Origin of the sequence: Thermus caliditerrae, from assembly GCF_021462525.1 — a bacterium.
Taxonomy (GTDB): Bacteria; Deinococcota; Deinococci; order Deinococcales; family Thermaceae; genus Thermus; species Thermus caliditerrae.
Map to the genome: position 1 here is coordinate 36314 of NZ_JAKEDT010000013.1, position 24515 is coordinate 60828.

At 67.3% G+C, this 24515-nt stretch carries 20 protein-coding genes, 1 tRNA gene and 1 riboswitch; of the genes, 13 read left to right on the plus strand and 8 right to left on the minus strand.

Features of this window, described 5'->3' with window-relative positions:
• Window positions 1-26: 26 nt before the first annotated feature.
• On the minus strand, window positions 27-2333 hold the full coding sequence (locus tag L1088_RS08050) for a penicillin acylase family protein (RefSeq protein WP_234554473.1): 2307 nt from the start codon (window positions 2331-2333) through the stop codon (window positions 27-29).
• 26 nt (window positions 2334-2359) lie between these two features.
• Between L1088_RS08050 and L1088_RS08055 the strand changes: the two genes are divergently transcribed.
• The 13 genes from L1088_RS08055 (at window position 2360) to L1088_RS08115 (ending at window position 11816) form a co-directional block, all read left to right on the plus strand.
• Entirely contained in the window at window positions 2360-2833 is a 474-nt protein-coding gene (locus tag L1088_RS08055; RefSeq protein WP_038049280.1) for an AbrB family transcriptional regulator, read from the plus strand.
• 9 nt (window positions 2834-2842) lie between these two features.
• Entirely contained in the window at window positions 2843-3052 is a 210-nt protein-coding gene (locus L1088_RS08060; protein ID WP_234554474.1) for a CDGSH iron-sulfur domain-containing protein, read from the plus strand.
• 43 nt (window positions 3053-3095) lie between these two features.
• Window positions 3096-4055, plus strand: coding sequence for an aldo/keto reductase family protein (locus L1088_RS08065; protein ID WP_234554475.1), 960 nt, complete (start codon window positions 3096-3098; stop codon window positions 4053-4055).
• Window positions 4056-4081: 26 nt separating this feature from the next.
• Window positions 4082-4276 carry a hypothetical protein gene (locus L1088_RS08070; RefSeq protein WP_038040238.1) on the plus strand — a complete coding sequence of 65 codons (195 nt, stop codon included), beginning with the start codon at window positions 4082-4084 and terminating at the stop codon, window positions 4274-4276.
• A gap of 86 nt (window positions 4277-4362) precedes the next feature.
• On the plus strand, window positions 4363-5841 hold the full coding sequence (locus tag L1088_RS08075; RefSeq protein ID WP_234554476.1) for a hypothetical protein: 1479 nt from the start codon (window positions 4363-4365) through the stop codon (window positions 5839-5841).
• 357 nt (window positions 5842-6198) lie between these two features.
• Window positions 6199-6747: a hypothetical protein gene (locus L1088_RS08080; protein ID WP_051906147.1), complete on the plus strand. Its 549-nt coding sequence runs from the start codon at window positions 6199-6201 to the stop codon at window positions 6745-6747.
• Window positions 6734-8512, plus strand: a complete 1779-nt coding sequence (locus tag L1088_RS08085; protein ID WP_038040241.1) for an ABC transporter ATP-binding protein — start codon at window positions 6734-6736, stop codon at window positions 8510-8512. The genes L1088_RS08080 and L1088_RS08085 overlap by 14 nt, the downstream gene beginning before the upstream one ends.
• A gap of 78 nt (window positions 8513-8590) precedes the next feature.
• Window positions 8591-9949 (plus strand): FAD-binding oxidoreductase, encoded by a 1359-nt coding sequence (locus tag L1088_RS08090; protein WP_234554478.1) that lies wholly within the window; start codon window positions 8591-8593, stop codon window positions 9947-9949.
• A gap of 27 nt (window positions 9950-9976) precedes the next feature.
• Window positions 9977-10053 (plus strand) — tRNA-Met (locus tag L1088_RS08095).
• A 51-nt stretch (window positions 10054-10104) separates the two neighbouring features.
• On the plus strand, window positions 10105-10344 hold the full coding sequence (locus L1088_RS08100; RefSeq protein WP_135260393.1) for a 4a-hydroxytetrahydrobiopterin dehydratase: 240 nt from the start codon (window positions 10105-10107) through the stop codon (window positions 10342-10344).
• A 12-nt stretch (window positions 10345-10356) separates the two neighbouring features.
• Window positions 10357-10734: an acyl-CoA thioesterase gene (locus L1088_RS08105; protein WP_234554479.1), complete on the plus strand. Its 378-nt coding sequence runs from the start codon at window positions 10357-10359 to the stop codon at window positions 10732-10734.
• Window positions 10718-11029 carry a DCC1-like thiol-disulfide oxidoreductase family protein gene (locus tag L1088_RS08110; RefSeq protein ID WP_234554480.1) on the plus strand — a complete coding sequence of 104 codons (312 nt, stop codon included), beginning with the start codon at window positions 10718-10720 and terminating at the stop codon, window positions 11027-11029. The genes L1088_RS08105 and L1088_RS08110 overlap by 17 nt, the downstream gene beginning before the upstream one ends.
• Window positions 11022-11816: a DNA-formamidopyrimidine glycosylase gene (locus L1088_RS08115; RefSeq protein ID WP_234554481.1), complete on the plus strand. Its 795-nt coding sequence runs from the start codon at window positions 11022-11024 to the stop codon at window positions 11814-11816. Before L1088_RS08110 ends, L1088_RS08115 begins: the two co-directional genes overlap by 8 nt.
• A 23-nt stretch (window positions 11817-11839) precedes the next feature.
• Here L1088_RS08115 and L1088_RS08120 read toward each other — a convergent pair whose 3' ends face one another.
• From L1088_RS08120 to rpoB, 7 genes are all read right to left on the minus strand, one after another.
• Window positions 11840-13321: an ABC transporter permease gene (locus L1088_RS08120; RefSeq protein WP_234554482.1), complete on the minus strand. Its 1482-nt coding sequence runs from the start codon at window positions 13319-13321 to the stop codon at window positions 11840-11842.
• Window positions 13322-13392: 71 nt separating this feature from the next.
• Entirely contained in the window at window positions 13393-14427 is a 1035-nt protein-coding gene (locus L1088_RS08125; protein ID WP_234554483.1) for a thiamine ABC transporter substrate-binding protein, read from the minus strand.
• 33 nt (window positions 14428-14460) lie between these two features.
• Window positions 14461-14554, minus strand: a riboswitch (TPP riboswitch).
• 40 nt (window positions 14555-14594) lie between these two features.
• Window positions 14595-15449: an alpha/beta fold hydrolase gene (locus tag L1088_RS08130; protein ID WP_135260387.1), complete on the minus strand. Its 855-nt coding sequence runs from the start codon at window positions 15447-15449 to the stop codon at window positions 14595-14597.
• Complete coding sequence (locus L1088_RS08135) at window positions 15419-15658, minus strand: hypothetical protein (RefSeq protein WP_234554484.1); 240 nt, start codon at window positions 15656-15658, stop codon at window positions 15419-15421. Before L1088_RS08135 ends, L1088_RS08130 begins: the two co-directional genes overlap by 31 nt.
• The gene (locus L1088_RS08140) at window positions 15655-16233 is read right to left on the minus strand and encodes a fuculose-1-phosphate aldolase (RefSeq protein WP_234554485.1); all 579 of its coding nucleotides are present in this window, start codon (window positions 16231-16233) and stop codon (window positions 15655-15657) included. Before L1088_RS08140 ends, L1088_RS08135 begins: the two co-directional genes overlap by 4 nt.
• Before the next feature lie 88 nt (window positions 16234-16321).
• The gene (gene rpoC / locus L1088_RS08145) at window positions 16322-20899 is read right to left on the minus strand and encodes a DNA-directed RNA polymerase subunit beta' (RefSeq protein WP_234554486.1); all 4578 of its coding nucleotides are present in this window, start codon (window positions 20897-20899) and stop codon (window positions 16322-16324) included.
• Window positions 20900-20925: 26 nt separating this feature from the next.
• Window positions 20926-24285, minus strand: coding sequence for a DNA-directed RNA polymerase subunit beta (gene rpoB, locus L1088_RS08150; RefSeq protein ID WP_234554487.1), 3360 nt, complete (start codon window positions 24283-24285; stop codon window positions 20926-20928).
• Between the last annotated feature and the right edge of the window lie 230 nt (window positions 24286-24515).

Genomic DNA, 24515 nt, shown 5'->3' on the forward strand with positions numbered 1-24515 from the left:
CGTGGCCTAGGGCCACGACGGGGCCTTTAGCGGCCGGGCTCCAGGAGGAGGGTTTTGCCCCCTTCCGCAAAGCGCATGGGCAGGTACGCCCCTCGCTGCCATAGGGGCAGGAGGTCGGCGTAGTGGGGGGAGAGGAAGTGCCCCGACTGGCCCATGGGGTGGATGAAGAGGGAGGCCTCCGGGTCCGAAAGGTCCACGATCTGGCGGTAGCTGGGCCCGTGGGTCATCTGGAGGCTTTGGGGGACGAAGGGCCCCACGTTCACCGTGTACCGGTCCCCGCCGAAGGGCACCCTCCGGTCGGTGAGGCGCTTCAAGGGGGTGTGGGTGAGGACCGCGTGGGGGAAGGTGGCCTGGTGTACCTCTCCCCAGGAGCGGGCCCTTAGGGCCTCCTTCCGGTCCAGGGCCCTTTCCAGGGCCAAAGCGGCAAAGTCCAGGCAGGTCTCCCGGAACTCGGTCCCGGGCTGGTCGCAATTTGGGTCGCCTTCCCGCAGGGCCTTCAGGAGGTAGCGGGGCTCGTCCCAGTAGGCCTCGCCCACCTCCTTTTCCGGAAGCCGGGTGAGCTCGGTGTACCAAAGGGCGAAGACCAAGGCCTCCTCCGAGGCCCGATCCGCCATCCCGTCCCAGGCAAGAAGCCGCTCCCGCCAGGTCCGGCTCCGCTCGGAAAGGGGATTAAGAAGCTCCAGGACCGGGCGGAAATCCCGTAAGAGGAGGCTCTTCTGATCCATCTGGATGGCCTTCATGTCCTCCAAGGAGAGCTTCTCCTTGGCCAAGAGCATTTCCCGGATGCGCTCCGCCCGGTAGGGCTCGGCCCAGTCGTAGGTGAGGGCGTAGGGGAAGCCCTGAGGGGTCACCTTGTGGTTGGCAGTGACCACCAAGCCCTCCTTGGGGTTCAGGACCTGGGGCCAGTCCTCCGGCTTGCGGTAGCCCTGCCAGTCCCATTCCCCGTTCCCGGGCACGGGCACCATGCCCGTGTGTCCTTCCCTGCGGATGGGAAACTTTCCGGGGGCGATGTAGCCGATGTTGCCGTCCACGTCCGCGTAGACGAAGTTCTGGCTGGGGGCGGAGTAGTGCCGGAGGGCTTCGGTGAACTCCAGCCAGTTGCGCGCCCGGTTCACCCCCAAAAAGGCCATGAGGATATGGTCCTCCTCGTCCAGGCTCACCCAGCGGAGGGCCATGGGGATCTTGGGGGGGTCTTGCAGGGCGTCGGTGATGACGGGCCCGTAGTGGGTTTCCCGCACCCGGAGGACCACCTCCTTCCCCCCCCGCACCTGGATCCTCTCCTCCCGCACCCGGTAGGGCACCACCTGGCCCTTGTAGCGGTACCCCTTACCCTCCACGTCCTCGAGGAGGTAGAGGTCCTGCACGTCCGCCCCCACGTTGGTCACCCCCCAGGCGATGCGCTCGTTCCGGCCGATGACGATGCCAGGCACCCCAGGCAGGGTGGCCCCGATGACCCGGTACCCGGGGGCCTCGAGGGCCATCAGGAACCAGAGGCTTGGGGCCTGCAAGCCCAGGTGGGGGTCGTTCGCCAGGAAGGGCTTGCCGGTAGCAGTGCGGCTTCCCGAAACCACCCAGTTGTTGCTGGCCTCCAGGAAGCGGGGCGGGGCCAGTCGGAGGAGGGCCGCCGGGGCTTCCTCCCGCTTTAGGGGAAGCCCCAAGTCCTCCGCCTGCAGGATGGTGGGGGCGTCCTCCGGGTAAGGCGGCAGGAGCTCCAGAAGCCTTTCTGGGCTCACCCCCCGGGCCAGGAGGCGGTGGCGCAGAAGCTCCTCCTCCCAGTTCATGGAGAGGTCAAAGCTCATCATCTTGGCCCAGACCAGGACGTCCGGACCCGTCCAGGGCTCGGGGCGGAAGGAAAGGAGGCGAAACTCGGGGGGTAAGGGGGCCCCGCTTTCCAAGAAGGCGTTCACCCCGGCCACGTAGGCGTCCACCACCCGCTTCTCCTCGGGGTAGAGGCGCTCGTAGGCGCTTTCCGCCGCCCGGTAGAAGCCCCAGGTGCGCAGGAAACGGTCTTGCGGCAGCGCCGCCTCCCCCAACACCTCGGCAAGCCTCCCCTGCCCCACCCGGCGCTGGAACTCCATCTGCCAGAGCCTTTCCTGGGCGTGGACGAAGCCCTGGGCGAAGAAGAGGTCCTCGAGGCTCGCCGCCCGCACCCGTACCACCCCCCACCTGTCCCGCACCACCTCCACCGGGGTGGAAAGGCCCTTCAGGGCAATACGCCCCTCCACCTGGGGCAAGGAGGCCCGCAGGGTGAGGTAGACCCCCAACGCCGCCAGCAAGACCACCCCGAGCACCAGGCCAAGAAGCCAAGCCAGAAGCCGCAGAAGGCGTTTCATGGTTGGACGGAGTATACCATGGGGCCATGGAACTGCTGCGCGCCGCCCTAAGCGGCCTTCTGCTGGGCCTTTTCTTCCAGCGCCTGGGCCTGCCCGGGGGAGCGGTGGTGGGGGCCATGCTGGGCACGGGCCTCCACCAGCTCCTCCTGCCCCCCGCCCCCACCCCCCGGGGCCTGGACCTCCTGGTCCAGCTCCTGGCCGGGGTACTGGTGGGGCTTTCCTTCCGGCGGGAGCTTCTCTCCCCCCGCCTCCTGCCCTACGCCGTCCTGGCCGCCTTAGCCTTCTTGCTTTTGGCGGTGGCCTTAGCCCTCCTCTTCGCCCGGGCCCTGGGGCAGGAACCCAAGGCCCTCCTCTTTGCCCTCGCCCCAGGGGGGATTACCGGCATGGGCCCCCTGAGCCAGGCGGAGGGGGGAAGCGCAGCCCTGGTGGGGGTGTTCCACACGCTGCGGGTTTTCCTCCTCTTCCTGCTGGTGCCCCTTTTGGCCCGGCTTCTTCGGTAGTATGGGGGCATGCGGCTGGAGTTCTTGGAAAACGGACCCATTCGGGTGGAGGGGGAGCGCTTCACGTTGCGGGTGGGGGACAAGGAGGAAGTCTTGGAGAAACCCCGGGTCTTCCTCTGCCGTTGCGGGGCCTCGGGCAACAAGCCCTTCTGCGACGGCACCCACAAGCGCATCGGCTTCCAGGCTCCGGGAGGGGTCTTGGAAGTGGAAGGAGACTGACCCGCTGGTCAACTTGAGGCCAAGGGGGTAAACTCCGGTAGCCATGGGCGAGATGCGCTACCGGAAACTGGGCAAATGGGGGCTTAAGGTCTCGGAGATCTCCTTGGGGGCCTGGGTCACCTTCGGGGATGTGGTGAAGGACAAGGAAACCGTCCGGGAGATCGTAAAGATCGCCTACGAGGGCGGGGTCAACTTCTTCGACAACGCCGACGTCTACGCCAAGGGCCTGGCGGAGGAGATCATGGGCGAGGTGCTCAGGGAGTTTCCCCGGCACACCCTGGTCCTCTCCACCAAGGCCTACTGGCCCATGTCGGAGGACCCCAACGACCGGGGCCTAAGCCGGAAACACCTCCTGGAGAGCATCACCCAAAGCCTGAAGCGGCTAAAGACCGACTACGTGGACCTCTTCTTCGCCCACCGCTTTGACCCCGAGGTGCCCATGGAGGAGATCGTCTACGCCATGCACACCATCGTGGAAAGGGGCTACGCCCTCTACTGGGGCACCTCGGAGTGGCCCGCCGCCCGCATCGCCGAGGCGGTGGCCTTCGCCAGGGAAAACGGCCTCCACCCGCCCGTGGTGGAGCAGCCCCAGTACTCCATGCTCTACCGGGAGCGGGTGGAGGGGGAGATCCTCCCCGAGGCGGAGCGCTTCGGCCTGGGCCTGGTGGTCTGGAGCCCCTTGGCCATGGGGATGCTCACCGGGCGGTACGACCAGGAAATCCCCGAGGACAGCCGCTTCGCCCGCTACCCCCAGTTCGCCGAGCGCTTCCTCACGGAGGAAAACCGGAAGAAGGTGCTGAAGCTCAAGGAGGTGGCGGACGAGCTGGGCCTAACCCGCACCCAGCTGGCCTTGGCCTGGGTGCTTAGGCTTCCCGGCATCTCCAGCGCCATCACCGGGGCCACCCGCCCCGAGCAGATCCGGGAGAGCCTGGGGGCCGCGGGGGTGGACCTGCCCCAGGAGGCCCGGGAAAAGATTGAGGCCATCCTAAAAGGCGAAGCCTGAGCTAGGGGGCCCCCAACCCCTTGGCCATGCTCCTTGCGGGGCCGCTGGCCGACCGGGTCTTCGGCCCCCGGTACGGGCAGGGGGAAGGCATCACCTTCATGCTCCTCCTCTTCGGGAGCCTGGGGGTGCTTTGGGGGCTTTCCGGCTACCTCTTTCCCGGGGCGCGGGAGGTGGAGCGCCTCCTTCCCGACGCTAAGGAAAGCCAGGCAGCCGCGCCGTGATCGGACGCGGACGCAAGGCCAAGGAGCGCCCTTCCAATGTGGCTTCCTTCCCTCCCAAGGAAAGAGGGGGCCTGTAGGCTTCCCCTATGGGCGAGCCCCTCCCCGCCACGGCCCTCCGCCTCCTGGAGAAGGGACGGGACCGGGAAGCCCAGGCCTTTCTCCTTCCTCCCCAGGAGGGCCCTTTGGAGGCGGAGCGCCTCGCCCTTCTCGGCTTCGTGGAGGCGAGGCGGGGAAACCTTCAGGCCTACCGCGCCCTGGCCCTGGAGGCCGCCCAAAGGGCCCAGACCCCCCTCACCCTCTACCACCTGGGCCTGGCCCTCCCCCCAAAGGCGGGGGCCTTGGCCCTGGAGGAGGCCCTCCACCGCTTCGGGGGGGACGCCAAGGGGGAGGCCCGGCTCCACCTGGCCTTGGCCATCGCCCTGGAGCGCCTGGGCCGGCCCGAGGCCCTGGCCCACGCCGCCCTCGCCCGCCTCAAGGACCCCTCCCCCTGGACCATCCTGCACCACCTGCGCCTGGAGCTCCTCTTCGGCACGAAGCCCCTCCCGGAGGTCCTGGAGGAGGCGGAGCCCTTCCTGCCCCACCCCTTCCCCGGGGTGCGCCTCCTCGTGGGGCACACCCTGGCCCTGACTCACCTCCTCCGGGGAAGCCCAAGGCGGGCCAAAAACCTCCTCCGGGGCCTCCTCCCTCTCCTGGAGCCGCAAAGCCTCGCGAGCTTCCTCGTCCTTGGGGCCTTGGCCCTAGACCCCCCCGAGGTCCGGCTCCTCCTGGAAGGGGCTAAGGCCTTCCTCCCCCGGGAGGGCTGGCCCTGGGGGTTTTACCTCCTGGCCCGGGGGCTTGGGGAGGGGGATGAGGCCCACCTCCTCGCCGCCCACGGCCTCCTGCGGGAGGAGGGGGCGCTCTACGCCCTCCTGGCTGAAGCCCGCCTGAAGGCCCTCGGGGTGGAGGTGGAAGCCCCTCTGGCCCCGGGGCTCGCCCCCGCTCTCCGCCCGGAGGCCCGGGCCCTCCTTTTGGGAGAGGCCGGAACCCCTCTCCTTCGCTTCCTCGGGGGAGGCCCCCTCCCCTCCCTGGGCCCCAGGGGAACCGAGGCCCTGGCCCTCCTCCTCGCCCACGAGGCAGGCCTTTCGGGAGAGGCCCTGGGGGAGGCGCTTTACGGGGAGCCCAACCCGGGGGCCCTAAAGGCCCTCCTCCACCGCCTGCGGGAGAAGGGCTTCCGCATCGCCTGTTCCCCTTACCGCTTGGAAAACCCTCCCCCCTCGGACCTCGGAGCCTTCCTTAAGGCCCTCTCCCGGGGGGACCTGGAGGGGGCCCTGGCCCTCTACCAAGGCCCCCTCCTCCCCTGGAGCCAGGCCCCGGGGGTGGAGGAACTCCGCCTGGAGCTGGAGGAGACCCTGAAGCAGGCGGTGCTGGCCCAAGGGGACACGGAAAGCCTCTTCCTCCTGGCCGAGCGCCTGAAAGAAGACCTGGAGGTCTGGGAAGCCCTCCTGGAGAGGCTACCCCAGGAAGACCCCCGCCTCCCCATCGCCCGGGCCCAGGTGGCGAGGCTCTGCCGGGAGTACGGGGTGTGAGGCCGGGGGGACGCAGTTGGGGTCCCAGCAGGCCAAAGCGGGCCCGGAAGGCCGGGCCAGGAGGAGGAGCCAGGCCAAGAGCCAAAGCCAAAAGACTTTGCCCCTCATGCCCCCAGGGTGCCACGGGGAGGGTTACGCGGCGGGCCAGAGGTTACGCGAGGTTACGCGGGAGGCCAGCTATGGAACCCCTTCCACGTAACCTCGCGTAACCTCCCCCCTGCTACCCTGGGGCTAACCCGTAAGGGGGTGAAGCAAATGACGGTTTACACGGTTACTCGGGTCCTTCGGCAAGCTGGACAAGGAGGCGAACAACCCACGCTTTTCCGCGGTAGAAAGGACTTACCAATCGTAGAGGGCATGACGCTGGAGGTTGGTGATATCCTTAAAACGCGGGACGGCCTCGTGGAGGTTAGGGATAACTACGGCCTGGTCCTTCGCTTGGGCCCATCTTCGGAGCTTGAGTACGTTTACCATCCTCAAGGAGGCATCATCGCTCAGCCCGCTGAGCGGCCTACTTTGGTCTTCTTCGGGGAGATCTTCAAGTTCCGGCACTACGTGCGACCACTGGAAGTGGTGGCTTGCGGGAAATACCGCACCTCCTGCTGGTACTGCCCAGCGAATGTGTACGCCCGCAACCTGGACGCCCATAGGGATGCTTTCTATGCGCTACTGGGGGAAGTCTTCATCTGGGAGTGGGATGAAAGAGGTCAATCCTTTGACCTCGTAAGTATCCCCGAGGGGTACAAAGCGGTGCTCCGCCACGACCCTACCCAGCCTATGCGAAACCGCTATGCGGTGGAAGACATGATGCCAATTTCGGAAAAGGAGTGGGAATACATAGCTTCTAACTACATCAACCCCACGCGTTGGATTTCTCGTCCGCAGGAGGTGGTTGGGGCTGGGTAAAAGATCCCTTTGGCGCCTGCTGCTCCCTGCGCTGCGGCACATCTTCCGCGCAAGCCCCAGGGAGAGCGCCCTTTTGCTTGGGCTCCTGGTCCTGGGAGGGCTCGTGCCAGTGGCGGTGCTGGGCCTCACCCGTGCCTTGGTGGACCAGCTGGCGACCACACTGGGGGGTAGTCCCTTTACCCCAACCCTGCTTTGGCCGCTGGTGGGGTTAGCGCTGGCTTTTGGCCTGGACTTCCTCCTCACCCCTTGGGTGGTCTACCTGCAAGGTTCGGTGAACGAAAAGCTCACCGCTCGGGTTCACCTGCTCCTCATGGAGAAGGTGGCCGGCACGCCGGACCTGACCCCCTTTGAGGATCCCCGCTTTCACGATGAGCTTCAGGTGCTACGCGACCAGGCCCCTTACCAGCCCCTCAACCTGCTGGTTTTCCTGGGCAACGCTTTCCGGGAGGTCCTCGCCGCTCTCGGGGTTCTTCTCCTGCTATTTGGGCTGGCGCCTTTCTTCCCCTTACTCCTGCTCTTGGCCACCCTGCCCCAAGCCTGGCTCACCTTTCGGCTCCAGAAGGGGGTGTGGGAGGCCCTACTCTTCGGGGCCCCCGAGGCCCGGCGAATGCGCTATTTCGCCGAGGTGCTCTTGAGCCCCGAGACTGCCAAAGAGGTGCGGTTATTCGGTCTTTTGCCCTTCTTCCGCAGACGTTACCTCGAGGTTTTCCATAGCCTTTACCAAAGCCTGCGCCGTGCTCGAGGCCGCCAGGCCCTAGGGACCAGCCTGCTGGTGCTACTGAGCGCCCTTTTCACGGCTCTTGCCCTCTTCTTGGGGCTGCGCCAGACCCTCTTGGGAGGGAGCCTGGGCAGTCTGGTGCTCCTCTTGCAGTCGGTGGGAAGCCTCCAGCAAAACCTCTACGCCCTAGTCCAGGACGGGGGCATGCTGTACGAAAGCCTGTTGTACTTTGAAAAGCTGGAAAGCTTCCTAGCCAGGCCCGCTTCCATGGCGGAGACTGGCCCGGGCAGGAAGGTCCAGGGTTTTGAGGAGATCCGGTTTGAAGGGGTAGGGTTCTGCTACCCCAACGGAAAGCGGGCGCTTGCGGGAGTCTCCTTTGCCCTCCGACGGGGGGAGCGCCTGGCTTTGGTGGGGGAAAACGGGGCGGGCAAGACCACCCTGGTAAAGCTCCTCCTCCGCTTCTACGACCCCACGGAGGGCCGCATCCTGGTGGACGGGATTGACCTCCGGGAAATAGACCTGAAGGCCTGGCGCGCCCTCATCACCGCAGTCTTCCAGGACTTTGGCCGCTACGCCCTAACCCTCGAGGAAAACGTCGCCCTTTCCGACCCGGACGTGAAGCCCGACCCTAACCGTGTCGCAGAGGCCTTACGCTTAGGCGGGGCCTGGGAGCTCCTCCAGCGGCTTGGCCCCCAGGCCCTCCTGTCCAAGGCCTTTGGCGGCACAGAGCTTTCCCTGGGGGAGTGGCAACGAGTCGCCCTCTCGCGGGCCTTCTTCCGCAAGGCCAAGCTTTTGGTCTTGGACGAGCCTACGGCCTCGCTGGATCCCAAAGAGGAGGCCCACCTCTACAGGCGCTTCGCCGAGATGGCCGGGGGTAAGACGGTCATCCTCATCACCCACCGCCTGGGTTCGGTACGCATGGCGGACCGGATCCTCGTCCTCCAGGAAGGCCGGTTGGTGGAGGAAGGGACCCATGAGGAGTTGTTGCGGAGGAAGGGCGCCTACGCCGAGCTTTGGCGGCTCCAGGCCCAACTTTACGAAACCTGAGGGGATCTTGACCGGGGTGAGGCTTCCCCTTCCCCCTGGGCGCGGTCCCCTTCCTGGGCAAGGCGTAAACTCAAAGGCATGGACAAGCTGGAAGCCCTAAAGCGCCTCTTCCCGGGGAAGGTGGACCTCTCGGAAAGCGAGCGCCTGCGCCACGGGAAGGACGAGGGCTACCCCGAGGCGAGGCCCGTTCTGGCCGTGGTCTACCCCGAGGGGGTAGAGGACGTGCAGAAGGCCCTCCAGTGGGCCCGGGCGTGGGGCGTGGCCGTGATCCCCTTCGGGGCGGGGACCAGCCTGGAGGGCCACCTCCTGCCCTTGGGGGAGGCCATCAGCCTGGACTTCGCCCGCATGAACCGCCTCCTCGAGGTCCGGCCCGAGGACTTCCTTTGCGTGGTGGAGCCCGGCCTCACCCGCAAGGCCCTCAATGAGGCCCTCAAGGGCACGGGCCTCTTCTTCCCCGTGGACCCCGGGGCCGACGCCACCTTGGGGGGTATGGCCGCCACCAACGCCAGCGGCACCACCACGGTGCGCTACGGAGGGATGCGGCCAAACGTCCTCGCCCTCCAGGTGGTCCTGGCCAGCGGGGAGGTGCTGGAGCTCGGGCGAGGGGTGCGCAAGACCAGCGCCGGCTACGACCTCAAAGACCTCTTCATCGGCTCGGAGGGGACCTTGGGGGTCATCACCCGCCTCACCCTGCGCCTCCACCCCTTGCCGGAGCACGTGCACACCCTCAGGGTCTTCTTCCCCGGGGTGGAGGAGGCGGCTTTGGCCAGCTACCAGGTGATGGCCAGCGGGCTTCCCGTGGCCCGGCTGGAGCTTTTGGACGAGCTTGCCCTGAGGGCCCTGAACCGCTACCTAGGGGCGGGCTTCCCCGAGCGCCCTGCCCTTTTCCTGGAGTTCCACTCCTCCACAAAGGAGGCCCTCGAGGCGGAAAGCGCCTTGGCCCTCACCCTCATGGAGGAGGCAGGGGCTTTGGCGGTGGAGGCCGCGAAGACCGAGGAGGAGCGCAAAAGGCAGTGGGAGGCCCGCCACCAGGCCTACTGGGCCCTGGTCCACCTCTATCCCGGCCACCGCTTCGTGATCACCGACGTGGCCGTGCCCCTTTCCCGCCTGCCGGAGATGGTCCGCTACGCCCAAGGGCTTCTTCGGGAAATGGGCCTCACCGGCAACATCCTGGGCCACGTGGGGGACGGGAACTTCCACACCCTGGTCCCCGTTTTGCCCGAGGACTACCCCAAGGCGGAGGCCTACGCCGAGGCCCTGGTGCGCCGCGCCCTAGAGCTTGGCGGCACCTGCACCGCCGAACACGGGGTGGGCCTCAGGAAGAAGAAGTACCTCCCCCTGGAGCACGGGCCTGCTTTGGATTGGATGCGAAAACTAAAGGCCCTCCTGGACCCCGAGGGCCTCCTGAACCCGGGCAAGGTGCTTGACACACCTTAGGCCCTTCGCTATAGTTAAGGATGGCGACGCGGGGTGGAGCAGCCTGGTAGCTCGTCGGGCTCATAACCCGAAGGTCGCGGGTTCAAATCCCGCCCCCGCAACCAAAAGGAAGCCCGGACCCTAAAGGGTCCGGGCCTTTGCCTTACCCTTGGGGCATGGACTGGGAGGTGCACCAGAACCCCGAGCGCTTGGTCAAGACCTTCCGCTTCAAGAACTTCCTGGAGGCCCTGGCCTTCGCCCAAAAGGTGGGGGAGCTGGCCGAAAGGGAAAACCACCACCCCCGCCTCACCGTGGAGTGGGGGCGGGTCACGGTGGAGTGGTGGACCCACAGCCAGGGGGGCATCACCGAGAAGGACCGGGAGATGGCCCGCCTCACCGACCTGCTCCTGGGGTAGCCTGGGAGAGGTATGGAGGCACGCACCTTAGAGCTCGTCTTCCCCGAGCACACCAACCCCCTGGGCGCCGCCTTCGGCGGCTTCGTGCTGGGCCTCATGGACAAGGTGGGCTCCTACGCCGCCGCCCGCAGGGCCAAGAAGCCCGTGGTCACCGTGGCCGTGGGGGGGGTGGAGTTCAAGGTGCCCATCCGCACCGGGGACCTCCTGGAGGTGGTGGCCAAGGTGGTGCGGGTGGGGCGCACCTCCTTGACCGTGGAGGTGGAGGTCTACAAGGAGCGCTTCGGCCAGGAAAACGGCCGGGTCCTGGCCACCAAGGGGGAGCTCACCTACGTGGCGGTGAACGAGCGGGGCCAGCCCGTGCCGGTGGACGAGCATGCGGGTGCTGATTGACGCTTCCTGCCCCTACTGCCGGGCCTTGGGCCGGGCCCTGAAGGGCTTGGACCTGCGGGGGACCCTCCAGGTAGAGCCCCTGCAGGAGGCCCAGGGTCTGGACCGGGAAGCCCTCCTTAAGGAGCTCCACGTCCTGGAAGGAAAGAGGGTCCACCGGGGCTACCGGGCCCTCCTGGCCCTGGCCCGGAGGCTACCCCTCCTTTGGCCCCTCTACCCCCTCCTCCTCCTGGGCCTAGCCTTCGGCCTGGGGCCAAAGCTCTACCAGGCCCTGGCGGCGAGGAGGCCCCGTGCCTGAACTGCCCGAGGTGGAGACCACAAGGCGGCGCCTCGAGGCCCTCCTCCTCGGGCGGCGCTTCCTGGAGATCCGCCACGGGGACCCAGGGCGCTACCGCCACACGGAAAAGGCCCTGGGCAGGAGGGTGGAAGGCCTCCTGCGCCGGGGCAAGTTCCTCCTCTTCCCCCTCTCCGGAGGCCTGGAGATGGTGGTCCACCTGGGCATGACCGGGGGGTTTCGCCTGGAGCCAACCCCCCACACCCGGGTGGCCTTCCGCCTGGACCAAGGAGCGGTCTTCTTCCACGACCCCCGGCGCTTTGGGCGCATCTGGGTGGTGGAGAGGGGGGACTACCGGGAAATCCCCCTCCTCTCCCGCCTGGGCCCCGAGCCCCTCTCCGAGGCCTTCCGCTTCCCGGAGTTCTGGGAGGGCCTAAGAAGAAGCGCCAAGCCCCTCAAGGGCCTCCTCCTGGACCAGCGCCTGGCCGCCGGGGTGGGAAACATCTACGCCGACGAGGCCCTCTTTAGGGCCCGCCTCTCCCCCTTCCGCCGGGGGAGGGAGGTGAACCCAGAGGAGGCCCAAAGGCTCTTTCAGGCCCTGAGGGAGGTCTTGGGCGAGGCCGTGGCCTTAGGGGGAAGCACGCTTTCCGACCGCACCTACCAGCAGCCCGACGGCCTCCCAGGGAGCTTCCAAGAGCGCCATGCGGTCTACGGGCGCCAGGGCCTCCCCTGCCCCCGGTGCGGCACCCCCGTGGCCCGGGCGGTGGTGGCGGGAAGGGGCACCCACTTCTGCCCCCGGTGCCAGACCTGAGCCCTCCCCCCGCGGGGGGCGCATTAGCCCCACCGGCCCCGGCCCCGGTCCAGGAGGTAGAAGAGGAGGCCAGAAAGAAGAGCCAGCAGGGCGGCCAGGGCCAAGGCCTCCTTAAAGGGGGCCTCCCCCGGCCTCCCCAGGCGCTCGTAGATGGCCAGGGTCAGGGTGGTCCACTCCGGGCGCCAGAGCACCAGGGTGGCCCCAAACTCCCCCAGAATGGCGGCCAGGGCCAGGGCAAGCCCGGATTGCAGGGCGGGAAAGACCAAGGGGATCTCCACCCGCAAGAAGGCCCTAAGGGGGGTGGCCCCCAGGACCCGGGCGGCCTGAAGGAGGTTTGGGGAAAGGCTCCTTAGGGCCGGAAGCAGGGCCCGGGCCAAAAGCGGGTAGGCTAGGAGGGCGTAGGCGGCGAGGAGCAGGGGCAAGGAGCCCCGCCAGGCGGGGTAGGCCAGCAAGTAGCCCAGGCCCACCGCCACCGGGCTCACCATGAGGGGGAAAAGGCCCAGAAGGTCCAGAAGGCGGCTCCCCCGGGCGGCCACCGCGTAGGCCACCCCCAGGGGCAGGGCCAGGAGGAGGGCCAGGAGGGTAAAGCGGAGGCTGTTCCCCAGGGCCAGGGAAAGGGGGGTGAAGTCCTCCGAGGCCCAGGCGGAGGCCAAGGCCCTGGGGTCGGCCTGGAGGAAGAGGGCCCCTAGGGGGGCGAAGAGAAGGAGGAAAAAGGCGGCAAGCCCCGCGGTCCAGGCCCAGGAGGCGGGCAAGAGCTCCCCCGGAGGCAGAGGGTAAGGGCGGAACCGCAGGTACAGGAGGACGGCCAGGCCCAGGGTGAGGATCTCCAGGAGCATGAGGGCGCTGGCCTCGGGGAAGGCCAGGCGGTAGGCCAGGAGGGTGTAGACCTCCACCTCGAGGGTGGCGTACCTGGGCCCTCCCAGGAGGAGGGGCACCCCGAAGGCAGAGAAAGCGTAAAGGAAGACCAGAAGCCCCGCCGAGGCCAAGGCCGGTAGGAGGAGGGGAAGCCCCACCCGGAGGAAGGCGCGAAAGGGGGTAGCCCCCAAGACCCGCGCGGCCCGCATGGGGCCCTCCAGGCGCATGGCCACGGGCAGGAGGATGCGAAGGGCAAGCCCCAGGTTATAGAAGACCGCGGCCAGGAAAAGGAGCGTCCGGGTGCCGTAAAGGTCCACCCCCAAAACCCCCCTGGGTCCGAGAAGGGCCATGAACCCCAGGGCCACCACGGGGGTAGGGAGGACAAAGGGCAAGGTGGAAAGGGCCAAAAAGGCCTCCCGCAGGGGAAAGCGCCTGCGGAAGAGAAAGGCCAGGGGAAGGGCTAAGGAGAGGGTGAAGAAGGCAGAAAGGAGGCCGTACTCCAGGCTCCAGAGGTAGCGTTCCCAGTAATAGGGGTTTGCCAGGGCCTTGGCAAACCCCTCCCCCACCCCCAGGACCAAGATCCGGGAGAGGGGATAGAAGAGGGCCAGGCCTAAGAAGGAGAGAACGAGGAGCCCCGCAAGCCTGGCCACGCCCTCCTACACCCCTTCCCCACGCCCCTTCGCCGGGGCCCCCACCCTGGCTTGGTCAAGGTGGGGCGGTATCACCGCCGCCCCCGGCGCACCGCCTCGGGGCTTCGCCCCTGGAGCACCACCTGGGTCCACTCCGCGATCCAGCGCTCCCGGTTCTGGGCCATGACCTTGGGGTCCAAACGCACGCTCCCCACGGGCTCGGGGGCGAAGCGGAAGACCTCAGGGAGCCTAGCATCCCGGCGGGCCGGGTACATCCACATCTCCGTGGGGATGTTCTCCTGCACGGGCTTGGAGAGGAGCCAGTCCACCACCTTCTTGGCTCCTTCCAGGTTGTTGGTCCCCTTCAGGATCCCCACGAACTCCACCTGGAAGAAGGCCAGCTCGGGGAAGAGGTTCCCCGTGGGGGGTTCCTGGTACTTGCCCTCGGAATAGTAGACCTCGGCGGCGGGGCTCGTGGTGTAGGAGACCACCAGGGGCCGATCCCCCTTGTAGAGGGTGAAGTGGGTGTAGTAGGCCTCGCTCCAGCCCTTGGCCACCCGCACGCCCCCATCCCGGAGCTTGGCCCAGAAGTCCAGGTACCCGTCCTCGCCGAAGCGGGCCACCGTGGCCATGAGGAAGGCCAGGCCCGGGGAGCTGGTGGCGGGGTTTTGCACCACCAGGAGCCGGGCGTACTCGGGCCGGGCCAGGTCGGCGGGCGCCTTGGGCAAAGAGCGGTCCTTGAAGTGGGCCCGGTCGTAGTTCAGGCTCACCCAACCGTAGTCCACGGGAAGGGCGCGAAAGCTGGGGTCCAGGAGCAAGGTGGCCTTCAGGTTCTGGATCTCAGGGCTACGGTAGGGGAGGAGGATGTCCGCCTCGAGGGCCCGGGAGAGGAAGGTGTTGTCAAAGCCGTAGATCACGTCGGCAATAGGAGCCCCCTTGGTGAGGATGGCCCGGTTCAGGGTCTCCCCCGCGTCCCCTCCCTTGAGGAAGCGGAGCTTCAGGCCGGTTTCCCGCTCAAACCGGGCGATGAGCCCCTTATCCAGGGAGAAGCTGGAGTGGGTGAGGACCGTGATCTCCTGGGCCCAACCAAGGGCCAAGAACACCAAAACCGCCAGCAGTCGCAACATAAAAACCCCCTGCCACCGGGGTTTCGGAAAGTCTTCGGCTTTCCGTCACCTTCCCTACGCCGGCATTACCCGGATCAGGTTCCAAGGGTATCTCTCAGCCCCTGACGGGGCACCCCCGGTGACGCCCTGAGTTTACCCCACCCTTCCCGGCCCTGGAAGGGCATCTCTCACACCCTCCAAGGAGAGGGAGCCAGCAGGCCCTCGAGGCTCTCGCGGAAGGCCTCGCCAAAAGCCTCCGGTTGGTCGATCCAGGGGTAGTGCCCAGCCCCAGGGATCACCCGGATGGGGGCTTTGAGGCGCCCCGCCACCTCCTCCGCGTAGGGGTAGCTGGTGCCGTCCTGCTCCCCCACCACCACCGCCACCTGCTTGGAGCTGGGGGAAAGGTAGGGGGTGTAGTCCAGCCGCCAAAGGCCGTTGCGCAGGAAGCCCCAGGCAGGGGTATCCGGCCCCAGGATGCCGGAGCCCTCCGCCACCCACTCGTACTCCAGGCGGCCATGGGGGGTGGGAAACATGAGGCGGTCGAAGAGGAGCTTGGGCTCCGCCTTCTCCAAGGCCGCCCTCAGGTTCGCCTCGGGGTCGGCCAAGGGCTCCAGCCCCGCCGCCTCCGCAAGCCTTGCGGAAAGCCAAGGGAAGCTCACCCAGGGGGAAAGGAGGACCGCCCCCAGGGCCTCCGGGTAGCGGCGGAGGAGCTCCAGGGCCACCAGGGCCCCAAAGCCGTGGGCCAGAAGATGAAACTGATCCAGTCCCAAGGCCTCGGCCAGGGCCACGGTATCCCCCACCAGGGCATCTATGGTAAAAAGCCTGGGGTCCTGGGGAAGCTCCAGGCTCCGCCCCGAACCCCGCTGGTCGAAGTAGATGACCCGAAAGCCCTCCAGGTAGTCCTGAAGCCCCTCCCTGAGGGCGTAGGCGTTGCCCCCAGGCCCCCCGTGGAGGACCAGGAGGGCCGGGGCATGCTCGTCCCCCACGTCCTCCACGTAGAGCTCCGCTTCCCCTACGGGGATGTAGCCGATTTCTTCCCGCATCCCCTATAGACTACCCCATCCTGAAGGGTAAAGGCCCAAACCTTAACCCCGGGCAGGGCCTGGGCCTTGGCGATGGCCTCCTCCCCGGCGCCGAACACCTCCAGGAGCCACACCCCTTCCCCCTCAAGAAGCCAAAAGGGATGAGGAAGTTCCCAGGCCAAGCGCAAAAGGACCTCCTTTTCCTTGCCCTCCACAAAGAGTACCCTCATCCCTTCCCCCAAAGGCGGTGGTAAAAGAGGATCTCCGCACTCTCCTCCAAGGTGGTGAGGAGGCTGTAGGCCTCGAGGAGGGCCTCCTCCGGGCGCTCCTTGAGGCCGATGGCGAAGGCCCCGTGGCCCCTCAGGAGGCAAACCCGGTGCTCCCTCAGGGCCTCAGCCACAGCCAAGGCCGCCTCCTCCGTGGCGGAAACGGTCCTTGGGGAGAGCACCGGCACCTCCTTCAGGTAGTACTGGCCCTCGAGGTCCAGGGGTACGATCCGGTCCAGGTGCAGGGAAAGGGCCACCGCCACCCGGGGATGGGCGTGGACGATGGCCCGGGCCGGGGTCTTCCGGTAGACCTCCCGGTGGATCACGCTCTCCACGCTGGCCCCTTCAGGGAAGGGGCCCTCCAGGGGCACCTCCGCCAGGTCCTCGGGGGTCAGGCGGGCCTTCTGCACCCCGCTTCGCGTGATGAGAAAGCCCTCCTTGGTGCGCACGGAAAAGTTACCCGCGGTGGCGGAGATGAGGCGCTGGTGGAAGAGGTCCTCCCCCACCTGGCGGAAGGCGGTGTACAGGCGAGCCAGCATAGGCCCATTATGGCCGAAAGAGGAAGGCCCTCGAGGCAAGCACCCCGTGGTGGCCTACGCCACCACGGGGTTGCCTCAAAGGGCGGATCTAGGCTTGCTTCCCCGGCTGCTCCCGGCGCGCGGGACGGCGGACGGCGGGTTCCTTCTCCTTGGCCTCCACCGCCTCCTTCCTGGCCTCCTCGATGGCCTTCAGGGTCTTCTTGTCCACCACCTGGGTAAAGCGCACGAAGTCCGAGCCCGTGCCCGCTGGAACCAGGCGACCCAGGATGACGTTCTCCTTGAGGCCGATGAGCTCGTCCTTCTTCCCGGCGATGGCCGCCTCGGTGAGCACATGGGTGGTGTTCTGGAAGCTGGCGGCGGAGAGCCAGCTCTTGGTGGAGAGGGCGCTCTTGGTGACCCCCATGAGGAGGGGCTTCCAAGCCACCGGGGTCTTGCCCTCGGCGATCAGCTTCTCGTTCAGGGCCTCCACGTCCCACTTCTCCAGGACCTGCCCCTCCAGGAGGCGGCTGTCCCCGGGGTCGGTGACCTCCACGTACTTCAGCATCTGCCGCACCACGATCTCGATGTGCTTGTCGTGGAGCTTCACCCCCTGGGCCCGGTAGACCTTCTGGATCTCGTCCACCAGGTAGCGCTCCACCGCCTCAGGACCGCGGGCCTCGAGGAGCTGGTGGGGGTCCACGGCGCCGCGGGTAAGGGGCTGGCCCGCCTCCACGTAGTCCCCGTCCTTCACCACCAGGCGGGCGTCCTTGGACAGCTTGTACTCCTTGGAAAAGCCCTCGGACTCCACGAAGACAGAAAGCTTCTCCTCGGTTTCCTCGATGCGCACCACCCCGTCGATCTCGGAGATGACCGCCTTGGCCTTGGGACGCCGGGCCTCAAAGAGCTCGATCACGCGGGGCAGACCCTGGGTGATGTCCGTGCCCGTGGCCACGCCGCCCGTGTGGAAGGTGCGCATGGTGAGCTGGGTGCCGGGCTCGCCGATGGACTCCGCCGCCACCACCCCCACCGCCTCGCCGATGGACACGGGCCGGGCCATGGAGAGGTCGTAGCCGTAGCACTTCTGGCACACCCCGTAGCGGGTCTGGCAAGTGAGGGGGCTGCGCACCGGTACCTCCCGGATCTCCCCAGCCTCCGCCGCCTTCACCAGGAGGTGGACGTCCTCCAAGGTGAGGTAGCGGCCCTCCTCCAACTTCTGCCCCAGCACCTCCACCTCCCGGGCCAGAACGCGGCCGTAGAGGCCGGACTCGATGTCGGAGCGTTTCCTGAGGCGCAAGGAGCGGGTCACCTCGTCGGGCTGGAAGAGGGGCACGGAGATGAAGTTGGTGGTGCCGCAGTCCGCCTCCCGCACCACGATCTCGTGGGCCACGTCCACCAGCTTCCGGGTGAGGTAGCCGGAGTCGGCGGTGCGGAGGGCGGTGTCCGCCCCACCCTTCCGGGCCCCGTGGCTAGAGATGAAGTACTCCAGTACGGTGAGGCCCTCGCGGAAGGAGGAGCGCACCGGCACCTCGAAGGTCTCCCCCGAAGGCTTCTGCATGAGGCCGCGCATGCCGCAGAGCTGGCGGATCTGCTGGGGGTTACCCCGGGCCCCGGACTGGGCCATCACGTAAAGGGGGTTGAAGGGGTAGTTCTCCTCGAAGTTCTTAAAGACCGCCTGGGTGACCTTCTCCGTGGTCTCGGTCCAGAGCTGGATCACCTGGTCGTAGCGCTCCCGGTCGGTGAGGAAGCCCATCTCGTAGGCCTGCTCGATCTGCAGGAGCTTGCGGTCGGCCTCCTCCAGGAACTTCTTCTTCTCGGGAGGAATAACGGCGTCGTCGATGCCGATGGTGATCCCGCTGGTGGTGGAGAGGGTGAAGCCGTAGTACTTGAGGGCGTCCAGGAGCCTTGCGGTCTTCTCAATCCCCAGGCGCAGGAAGGACTGGTAGACCAGGTCCTTCAGGGAGTTCTTCTCCTGGGGGACGTCCATCTGCAGAAGCTCCTGGGCCACCCGCTCATCCCCCACCGCTTCGCCCACGATGCGGGCGAAGAGGACCCGGCCTGGGCTGGTCTCCAAGCGCCGGCCCAGGTAGCGCACCGTGACCACGTCCTGGAGGTCCAGGTACCCATGGGCCACCGCCAAAAGGGCCTCGTCGGGGTTGGCGAAGACGAACTTGAGCCGGCCCACGCTGGTCTCCTTCCCCGCCACCCGGATGGGGGCGTTCAGGGCCACCTCGCCCCGCTCGTGGGCGGCCAGGGCCTCTTCGGGCGTGGCGAACTCCCGGCCTGCCCCCTTCTTCTCCCGGCGCACCTGGGTGATGTAGTAAAGCCCCAGGATGATGTCCCGGCTGGGCTTGGCTAGGGGCTCCCCGGAGGCCGGGGAGAGGAGGTTGTGGGCGGAGAGCATCTGGATGCGGGCCTCCGCCTGGGCGAAGGAGGAGAGGGGCACGTGCACCGCCATCTGGTCCCCGTCGAAGTCGGCGTTGAAGGCCTCGCAGACCAGGGGGTGGAGCTGGATGGACTGCCCCTCCACCAACACCGGCTGGAAGGCCTGGATGCCCAGGCGGTGCAGGGTGGGGGCCCGGTTCAGGAGGACCACCTTGCCGTGGATGACCTCCTCCAAAGCGTCCCACACCTCGTCCTTGATGTCCCGCTGGCGCTCCAGCATGCGCCGGGCGGCCTTCACGTTGGGGGCGATGCCCTTTTCCTCCATCTTCTTAAGGAGGAAGGGCTTGAAGAGCTCCAGAGCCATGCGCTTGGGCAGGCCGCACTGGTGGAGCTTGAGCTGGGGCCCCACCACGATCACGCTCCGGCCCGAGTAGTCCACCCGCTTGCCCAGAAGGTTCTGGCGGAAGCGGCCCTGCTTGCCGGAAAGCACGTCGGTAAGGCTCCGGAGAGGCCGCTCGGAACCGGGGTTGACGACGGGCGCCCCGCGGCGGCCGTTGTCGATCACCGCATCCACCGCCTCCTGGAGCATGCGCTTCTCGTTGCGGATGATGATCTCGGGAGCGCCCTGGGCCAGGAGCTTCTTCAGGCGGTTGTTGCGGTTGATGAGGCGGCGGTAGAGGTCGTTGAGGTCAGAGGTGGCGAAGCGCCCGCCGTCCACCTGCACCATGGGGCGGAGGTCCGGGGGCAGCACGGGCACCGCCTCGAGGATCATCCACTCCGGGCGGTTGCCGGAGTCCAAGAAGGCCCGCACCACCTCGAGGCGCTTCCTGGCCTTAGCCCGCCGGGCCCGGGAGGGGTGCTTCATCTCCTCCAGGAGCTCAGCCTCCAGCTTCTCCAGGTCCAGCTCCTTCAAAAGGGCCTGGATGGCCTCCGCCCCCATGCGGGCGTCGATGTCGTAGGACTCCACCACCCGCACCACGTTGCGGACCAGGTCCACCTCCACCCGGCCGTAGATCTCGCTCTTGACCTTGCCGCCATCGGCCAGGACGTCCCCAGGGGCCACCCGGTCCCCGGTGGAAACCTCCACATCGTCCTCAAAGGGGTAGAGGCGGGCCTTCATCACCACGATGCTGGCAGGCTCGTGCAGGTGGACGATCCCCTCGGCCTCGGCGATGACCTCCTCCTCGGGGTCGATGGCGGCCACGATCTTCTCCCCGGGCTCCACCCTGGCCCCTTCCGGCACCACCACGTTCATGTGGGGGGCCACCCGGTAGTCCTTGGGCTCGGTCCACTCCAGGAAGAGGGTGAGGTAGACGGTATCCCCCTCCTCCTCCGCCTCCACCTCCTTGGCGGTCATGTGGCGGGGCAGGCGCAAAAGCCCCCGTCCCTCCGCCAAGGGCTGACCCTCCTCCACGATCTCCCCATGGACCACCAGGGGGGTGAGGCCCACGGGCAGGAAGTAGCGGGCCACCACCGCATCCTCTTGGCGCAGGTAGAGGAGGTGGCCCTCCTCCAGCTCGTGAAGTTCCACCACCCCCGCTTCCTCCGCCCGGAGGAGGTAGGGCTCGGGGAGCTCTGCCAACACCTCCCCAGGCTTGTAGCCCTCCTTCTCCACCCACGCCGCCAAGGGCAGGCGCAGGGCGGCCCTTTCCTTCCTCAGGTAGTCCACCCGTACCCGGCGGGGGAAGCGGTAGAGGGCCACCCCGTCCATGCGGCTGGTCACCCCAGGGGCCAGCTCCTGCCCCTTCACCACCTCCTCCCCGTCCTTGACCAGGGCATCCACCCCCTGGGGCAGGGGGTAGGTCTCCTGCTTGCCGTAGCGGAGCTCCCGGTACTCCTCGTCGGTGAGGAGCTGGCCCTTTTCCACCGGTACCCCGTTCAGCACCGCCCCCTTGGGGTCCAGGACGATGTACTTGCTGAAGTAGAGGACCTGCTCCAGCTCGGTGGCGGAGAGGTCCAAAAGGGTGCCGATCTTGGAGGGCACGTCCTTCACAAACCAGATGTGGGCGGCGGGGGTGGCCAGCTCGATGTGGCCCATACGGTAGCGGCGGACGATGCTCTTGGTGACCTCCACCCCGCAGCGCTCGCACACCTTGCCCTCAAAGCGCTGCCGCTTGTACTTGCCGCAGGCGCACTCGTAATCCTTGGTGGGGCCGAAGATGCGCTCGTCAAAGAGCCCGTCCCGCTCGGGCTTGAGGGTACGGTAGTTGATGGTCTCGGGCTTCTCCACTTCCCCGTAGCTCCAGGAGCGGATCTTCTCCGGGGAAGCCAGGGCGATGCGGACCTTGCGGACTTCCTTTTTCATTCTTCCTCCAGCTTTTCCAGCAAGCGCTACCGCTTGGACGCCAAGCCCTCAAAGATGTCCACGGGGTTATCCCGCTCGTCCAGGGTCTGCACGTCCAGGGCCAGGGCCTGAAGCTCCTTCACCAGCACCCGGAAGGACTCCGGCACGCTGGGCTCGGGCACGTCCTCCCCCTTGATGATGGCCTCGTAGGCGGCGTTGCGGCCCTCGATGTCGTCGGACTTCAGGGTGAGCATCTCCTGCAGGGTGTGGGCGGCCCCGTAGGCCTCGAGGGCCCACACCTCCATCTCCCCGAAACGCTGCCCGCCGAACTGGGCCTTGCCGCCCAAGGGTTGCTGGGTGATGAGGGAGTAGGGGCCGGTGGAGCGGGCGTGCATCTTGTCCTCCACCATGTGGTAGAGCTTCATGATGAACATCTGCCCCACGGCGATGGGGCCCTCGAGGGGCTCCCCGGAGCGGCCGTCGTAGAGGACCACCTTCCCCTGGGTGAAAAGCTCCCGAAGCTGTTCCTCGGGGCTCTTGCCGGGGCTCACCAGGCCCAGCTTCTCCGCCCGGGCCAGGACCTCCCGCTCCCGCTTGTCCACCCCGAAGCCCTCCTCCTTCCGCTTACCGAAGTAAAGGTCGAAGGCTTCGGCCAAAAGGGCCTTGATCTCGGGCTCCGTGGCCCCGTCGAAGACCGGGGAGATGTAGCGCTGGCCCAGGAAGAAGCCCGCCAGGCCCAGATGGGTCTCCAGGATCTGGCCCAGGTTCATGCGGCTGGGCACGCCCAGGGGGTTCAGGATGATGTCCACAGGGGTGCCGTCCGGCAGATGGGGCATATCCTCCACCGGGAGGATCTTGGCCACCACGCCCTTGTTCCCGTGGCGGTTGGCCAGCTTATCGCCCACCTGAAGCTTGCGCTTTTGCGCCACAAAGACCCGCACCACCTCTCGCACCCCGGGCTTCAGCTCCACCCCGGGGTCGCCCCGGCGCAGGCGCAGGGTACCCACCACGATGCCCCCCTCGCCCGGGGGAACCCGCAAGGAGGTGTCCTTCACATCCCGGGCCTTATCCCCGAAGATGGAGCGCAGAAGCCTCTCCTCCGGGGAGGGCTCCTGCTCCCCCTTGAAGCTGGTGCGGCCCACCAGGATGTCGCCGGGCTTCACCTCGGCCCCGATGCGCACCACCCCCTCCTCGTCCAGGTCCCTCAGGGCCGCCTCGGAGAGGTGGGGGATATCCCGGGTGATCCGCTCCGGGCCCAGCTTGGTGTCCCGGGCCTCGATCTCGTAGCGCTCGATGTGGATGGAGGTGTAGAAGTCCCGCTTTAGAAGCTCCTCGCTGATGACGATGGCGTCCTCGAAGTTGTAGCCGTCAAAGGGCATGATGGCCACCAGGACGTTCTGCCCCAGGGCCAAAAAGCCCCCTTCGGAGGCGGGGCCATCCGCCAAGAGATCCCCCCTCTTCACCCTCTGGCCCACGGTCACCCGGGGACGCTGGTCCAGGGCGGTACCCTGGTTGGAGCGCACGAAGCGGCGCAAGGTGTACTCCACCAAGCGGCCATCCTTGTAGCGCACGGCGATGCGGCGGCCATCCACCGCCACCACCTCCCCGTCCTCCTCCGCGTAGACCGCGGCCAGGGAGTCCCGCACCACCCGCTCCTCGAGGCCCGTCATCACCACCGGGGCCTGGGCCCGGATGAGGGGCACCGCCTGGGTCTGCATGTTGGAACCCATGAGGGCCCGGTTGGCGTCGTCGTGCTCCAGGAAGGGGATGAGGTTGGTGTTCACGGAGAAGACCTGCTTGGGAGATACATCCATGAACTCCACCTCATCCGGGCTCACGATGACGGGCTCCCCCCGGCGCCGGGCCACCACCCGGTCGGTGGCGATGCGGTCACCCTCGAGGGGGGTGTTGGCCTGGGCGATGGTGTAGCGGTCCTCCTCGGTGGCGGTCATGTAGACCACCTCGTCGGTGACCACCCCGTTCTTCACCCGGCGGTAGGGGGTGCGGATGAAGCCCAGCTCGTCCACCCGGGCGTAGGCCGCCAGGGAGGTGATGAGGCCGATGTTGGCCCCTTCCGGGGTCTCCACCGGGCAGATGCGCCCGTAGTGGGTGCGGTGCACGTCGCGCACATCAAACCCCGCCCGCTCCCGAGTGAGGCCGCCCGGGCCCAGGGCGGAGATGCGGCGCTTGTGGCGCAGGGAGGAGAGGGGGTTGGTCTCGTCCTTGAACTGGGAGAGCTGGCTGCGGCCAAAGAACTCCCGGATGGCCGCCTCGAGGGGGCGGTTGTTCACCAGCTTGGCCGGGGTGAGGGTGTCGGAAGCCCCCATCACCATCCTCTCCCGCACCCCGCGGGCCAGGCGGCTTAGGCCCACGCGGAACTGGTCGGCCATGAGCTCGCCCACGGTGCGGATGCGGCGGTTGCCCAGGTGGTCGATGTCGTCCACCTCGTGGCCCGGCACCCCGGCGGTGAGGGCGAAGAGGTAGCGCAGGGTGGGGAGGAAGACCTCGTCCTTGAACTCCCCGTCCTCAAAGCGCACCAGGGTGCGGCCAGAAAGGGCAATGCCCAGCTTCTCCTCCGCCTTGTAGCGGCCCGCCTCCCCCAGGTCGTAGCGCTTGGGGTCGGCCAGGAGGCCGAAGAGGTAGGCCAGGGCCTTGTCCTTCTTGGGAGGGTCCCCGGGGCGCAAAAGGGTGAAGAGGCGCACCAAGGCCTCCTCCGGGCGCATGGCCAGCACCGCCTCGTCCAAAAGCCCCTGCACCAGATCCCCATAGGCCCCGAGCTCCCGGTTCAGGGTCTCGGCGTCGTAGCCCAGGACCCGGAGGAGGAGGATGAGGGGGAACTTGCGCTTGTTGACCTTCATGGAGACGGTGCCGTTCGGCTCCACCTCCAGGTCGATCCAAGGGCCCCGCTTGGGCAAGGGGATGATGCTGGCCACATAGCGGCTGGGGCGGGCAGGGTCGGGGGTGAAGTAGACCCCCGGGGAGCGGTGGATCTGGGAGACGATGACCCGGTCGGCCCCATTAACGATGAAGGAGCCATCCTCGGTCATGAGGGGGATGTGGCCCAGGAAGACCTCGTCCTCCTTGATGAGCCCCGTGTCCTTGTGGATGAGCTGGAGCCGGGCGTAGAGGGGGGCCTGGTAGGTGAGGTCCTTCTCCCGGCACTCATCCTGGGAGAAGGGGGGCTCCCCCAGGCGGTACTCCAGGAAGTCCAGCACCAAGCCGCCCTTGCCCTTGTCCCCCTCCTCCACGGGGAAGGTTTCCTTGAAGGCCGCCTGGATGCCCACGTCCTCCCGCTTATCTGGGGGAACATCGGCCTGAAGGGCCCTCTTGTAGGACTCCACCTGGATTTCCGTCAAAGGAGGAAGGGGAATGACCTCTCGGATGCGACCGAACCGCTTAATCTCCATGCGTCACCTCTGGGAAAGCGGGCCGCCCGAGGTAAGCTAACAGGGTTCTTCCGCAGGAAGCCTCCTTCCCGCGGCGGCTGGCTCTTACCGTGCTCCCTTGGCCCGACCAAAGAGCACAAACCTTAGCCTAAAGGACCTCCCCAAGTCCCGTCAAGCCGAACGTGCAGGGCTTTACCCAAAACTCCTTCCTCGCCCTCCCTTAGCCTGCTTCAAGAGTTCTTGGGTGACTT

What these genes read in the sequence shown, in the direction of transcription:
- L1088_RS08050 (WP_234554473.1), bottom strand. Translation starts at nt 2,333, where the DNA reads ATGAAACGCCTTCTGCGGCTTCTGGCTTGGCTTCTTGGCCTGGTGCTC.
- L1088_RS08055 (WP_038049280.1), top strand. Translation starts at nt 2,360, where the DNA reads ATGGAACTGCTGCGCGCCGCCCTAAGCGGCCTTCTGCTGGGCCTTTTC.
- L1088_RS08060 (WP_234554474.1), top strand. Translation starts at nt 2,843, where the DNA reads ATGCGGCTGGAGTTCTTGGAAAACGGACCCATTCGGGTGGAGGGGGAG.
- L1088_RS08065 (WP_234554475.1), top strand. Translation starts at nt 3,096, where the DNA reads ATGGGCGAGATGCGCTACCGGAAACTGGGCAAATGGGGGCTTAAGGTC.
- L1088_RS08070 (WP_038040238.1), top strand. Translation starts at nt 4,082, where the DNA reads ATGCTCCTTGCGGGGCCGCTGGCCGACCGGGTCTTCGGCCCCCGGTAC.
- L1088_RS08075 (WP_234554476.1), top strand. Translation starts at nt 4,363, where the DNA reads ATGGGCGAGCCCCTCCCCGCCACGGCCCTCCGCCTCCTGGAGAAGGGA.
- L1088_RS08080 (WP_051906147.1), top strand. Translation starts at nt 6,199, where the DNA reads ATGACGCTGGAGGTTGGTGATATCCTTAAAACGCGGGACGGCCTCGTG.
- L1088_RS08090 (WP_234554478.1), top strand. Translation starts at nt 8,591, where the DNA reads ATGGACAAGCTGGAAGCCCTAAAGCGCCTCTTCCCGGGGAAGGTGGAC.
- L1088_RS08100 (WP_135260393.1), top strand. Translation starts at nt 10,105, where the DNA reads ATGGACTGGGAGGTGCACCAGAACCCCGAGCGCTTGGTCAAGACCTTC.
- L1088_RS08105 (WP_234554479.1), top strand. Translation starts at nt 10,357, where the DNA reads ATGGAGGCACGCACCTTAGAGCTCGTCTTCCCCGAGCACACCAACCCC.
- L1088_RS08110 (WP_234554480.1), top strand. Translation starts at nt 10,718, where the DNA reads ATGCGGGTGCTGATTGACGCTTCCTGCCCCTACTGCCGGGCCTTGGGC.
- L1088_RS08125 (WP_234554483.1), bottom strand. Translation starts at nt 14,427, where the DNA reads ATGTTGCGACTGCTGGCGGTTTTGGTGTTCTTGGCCCTTGGTTGGGCC.
- L1088_RS08130 (WP_135260387.1), bottom strand. Translation starts at nt 15,449, where the DNA reads ATGCGGGAAGAAATCGGCTACATCCCCGTAGGGGAAGCGGAGCTCTAC.
- L1088_RS08135 (WP_234554484.1), bottom strand. Translation starts at nt 15,658, where the DNA reads ATGAGGGTACTCTTTGTGGAGGGCAAGGAAAAGGAGGTCCTTTTGCGC.
- L1088_RS08140 (WP_234554485.1), bottom strand. Translation starts at nt 16,233, where the DNA reads ATGCTGGCTCGCCTGTACACCGCCTTCCGCCAGGTGGGGGAGGACCTC.
- rpoC (WP_234554486.1), bottom strand. Translation starts at nt 20,899, where the DNA reads ATGAAAAAGGAAGTCCGCAAGGTCCGCATCGCCCTGGCTTCCCCGGAG.
- rpoB (WP_234554487.1), bottom strand. Translation starts at nt 24,285, where the DNA reads ATGGAGATTAAGCGGTTCGGTCGCATCCGAGAGGTCATTCCCCTTCCT.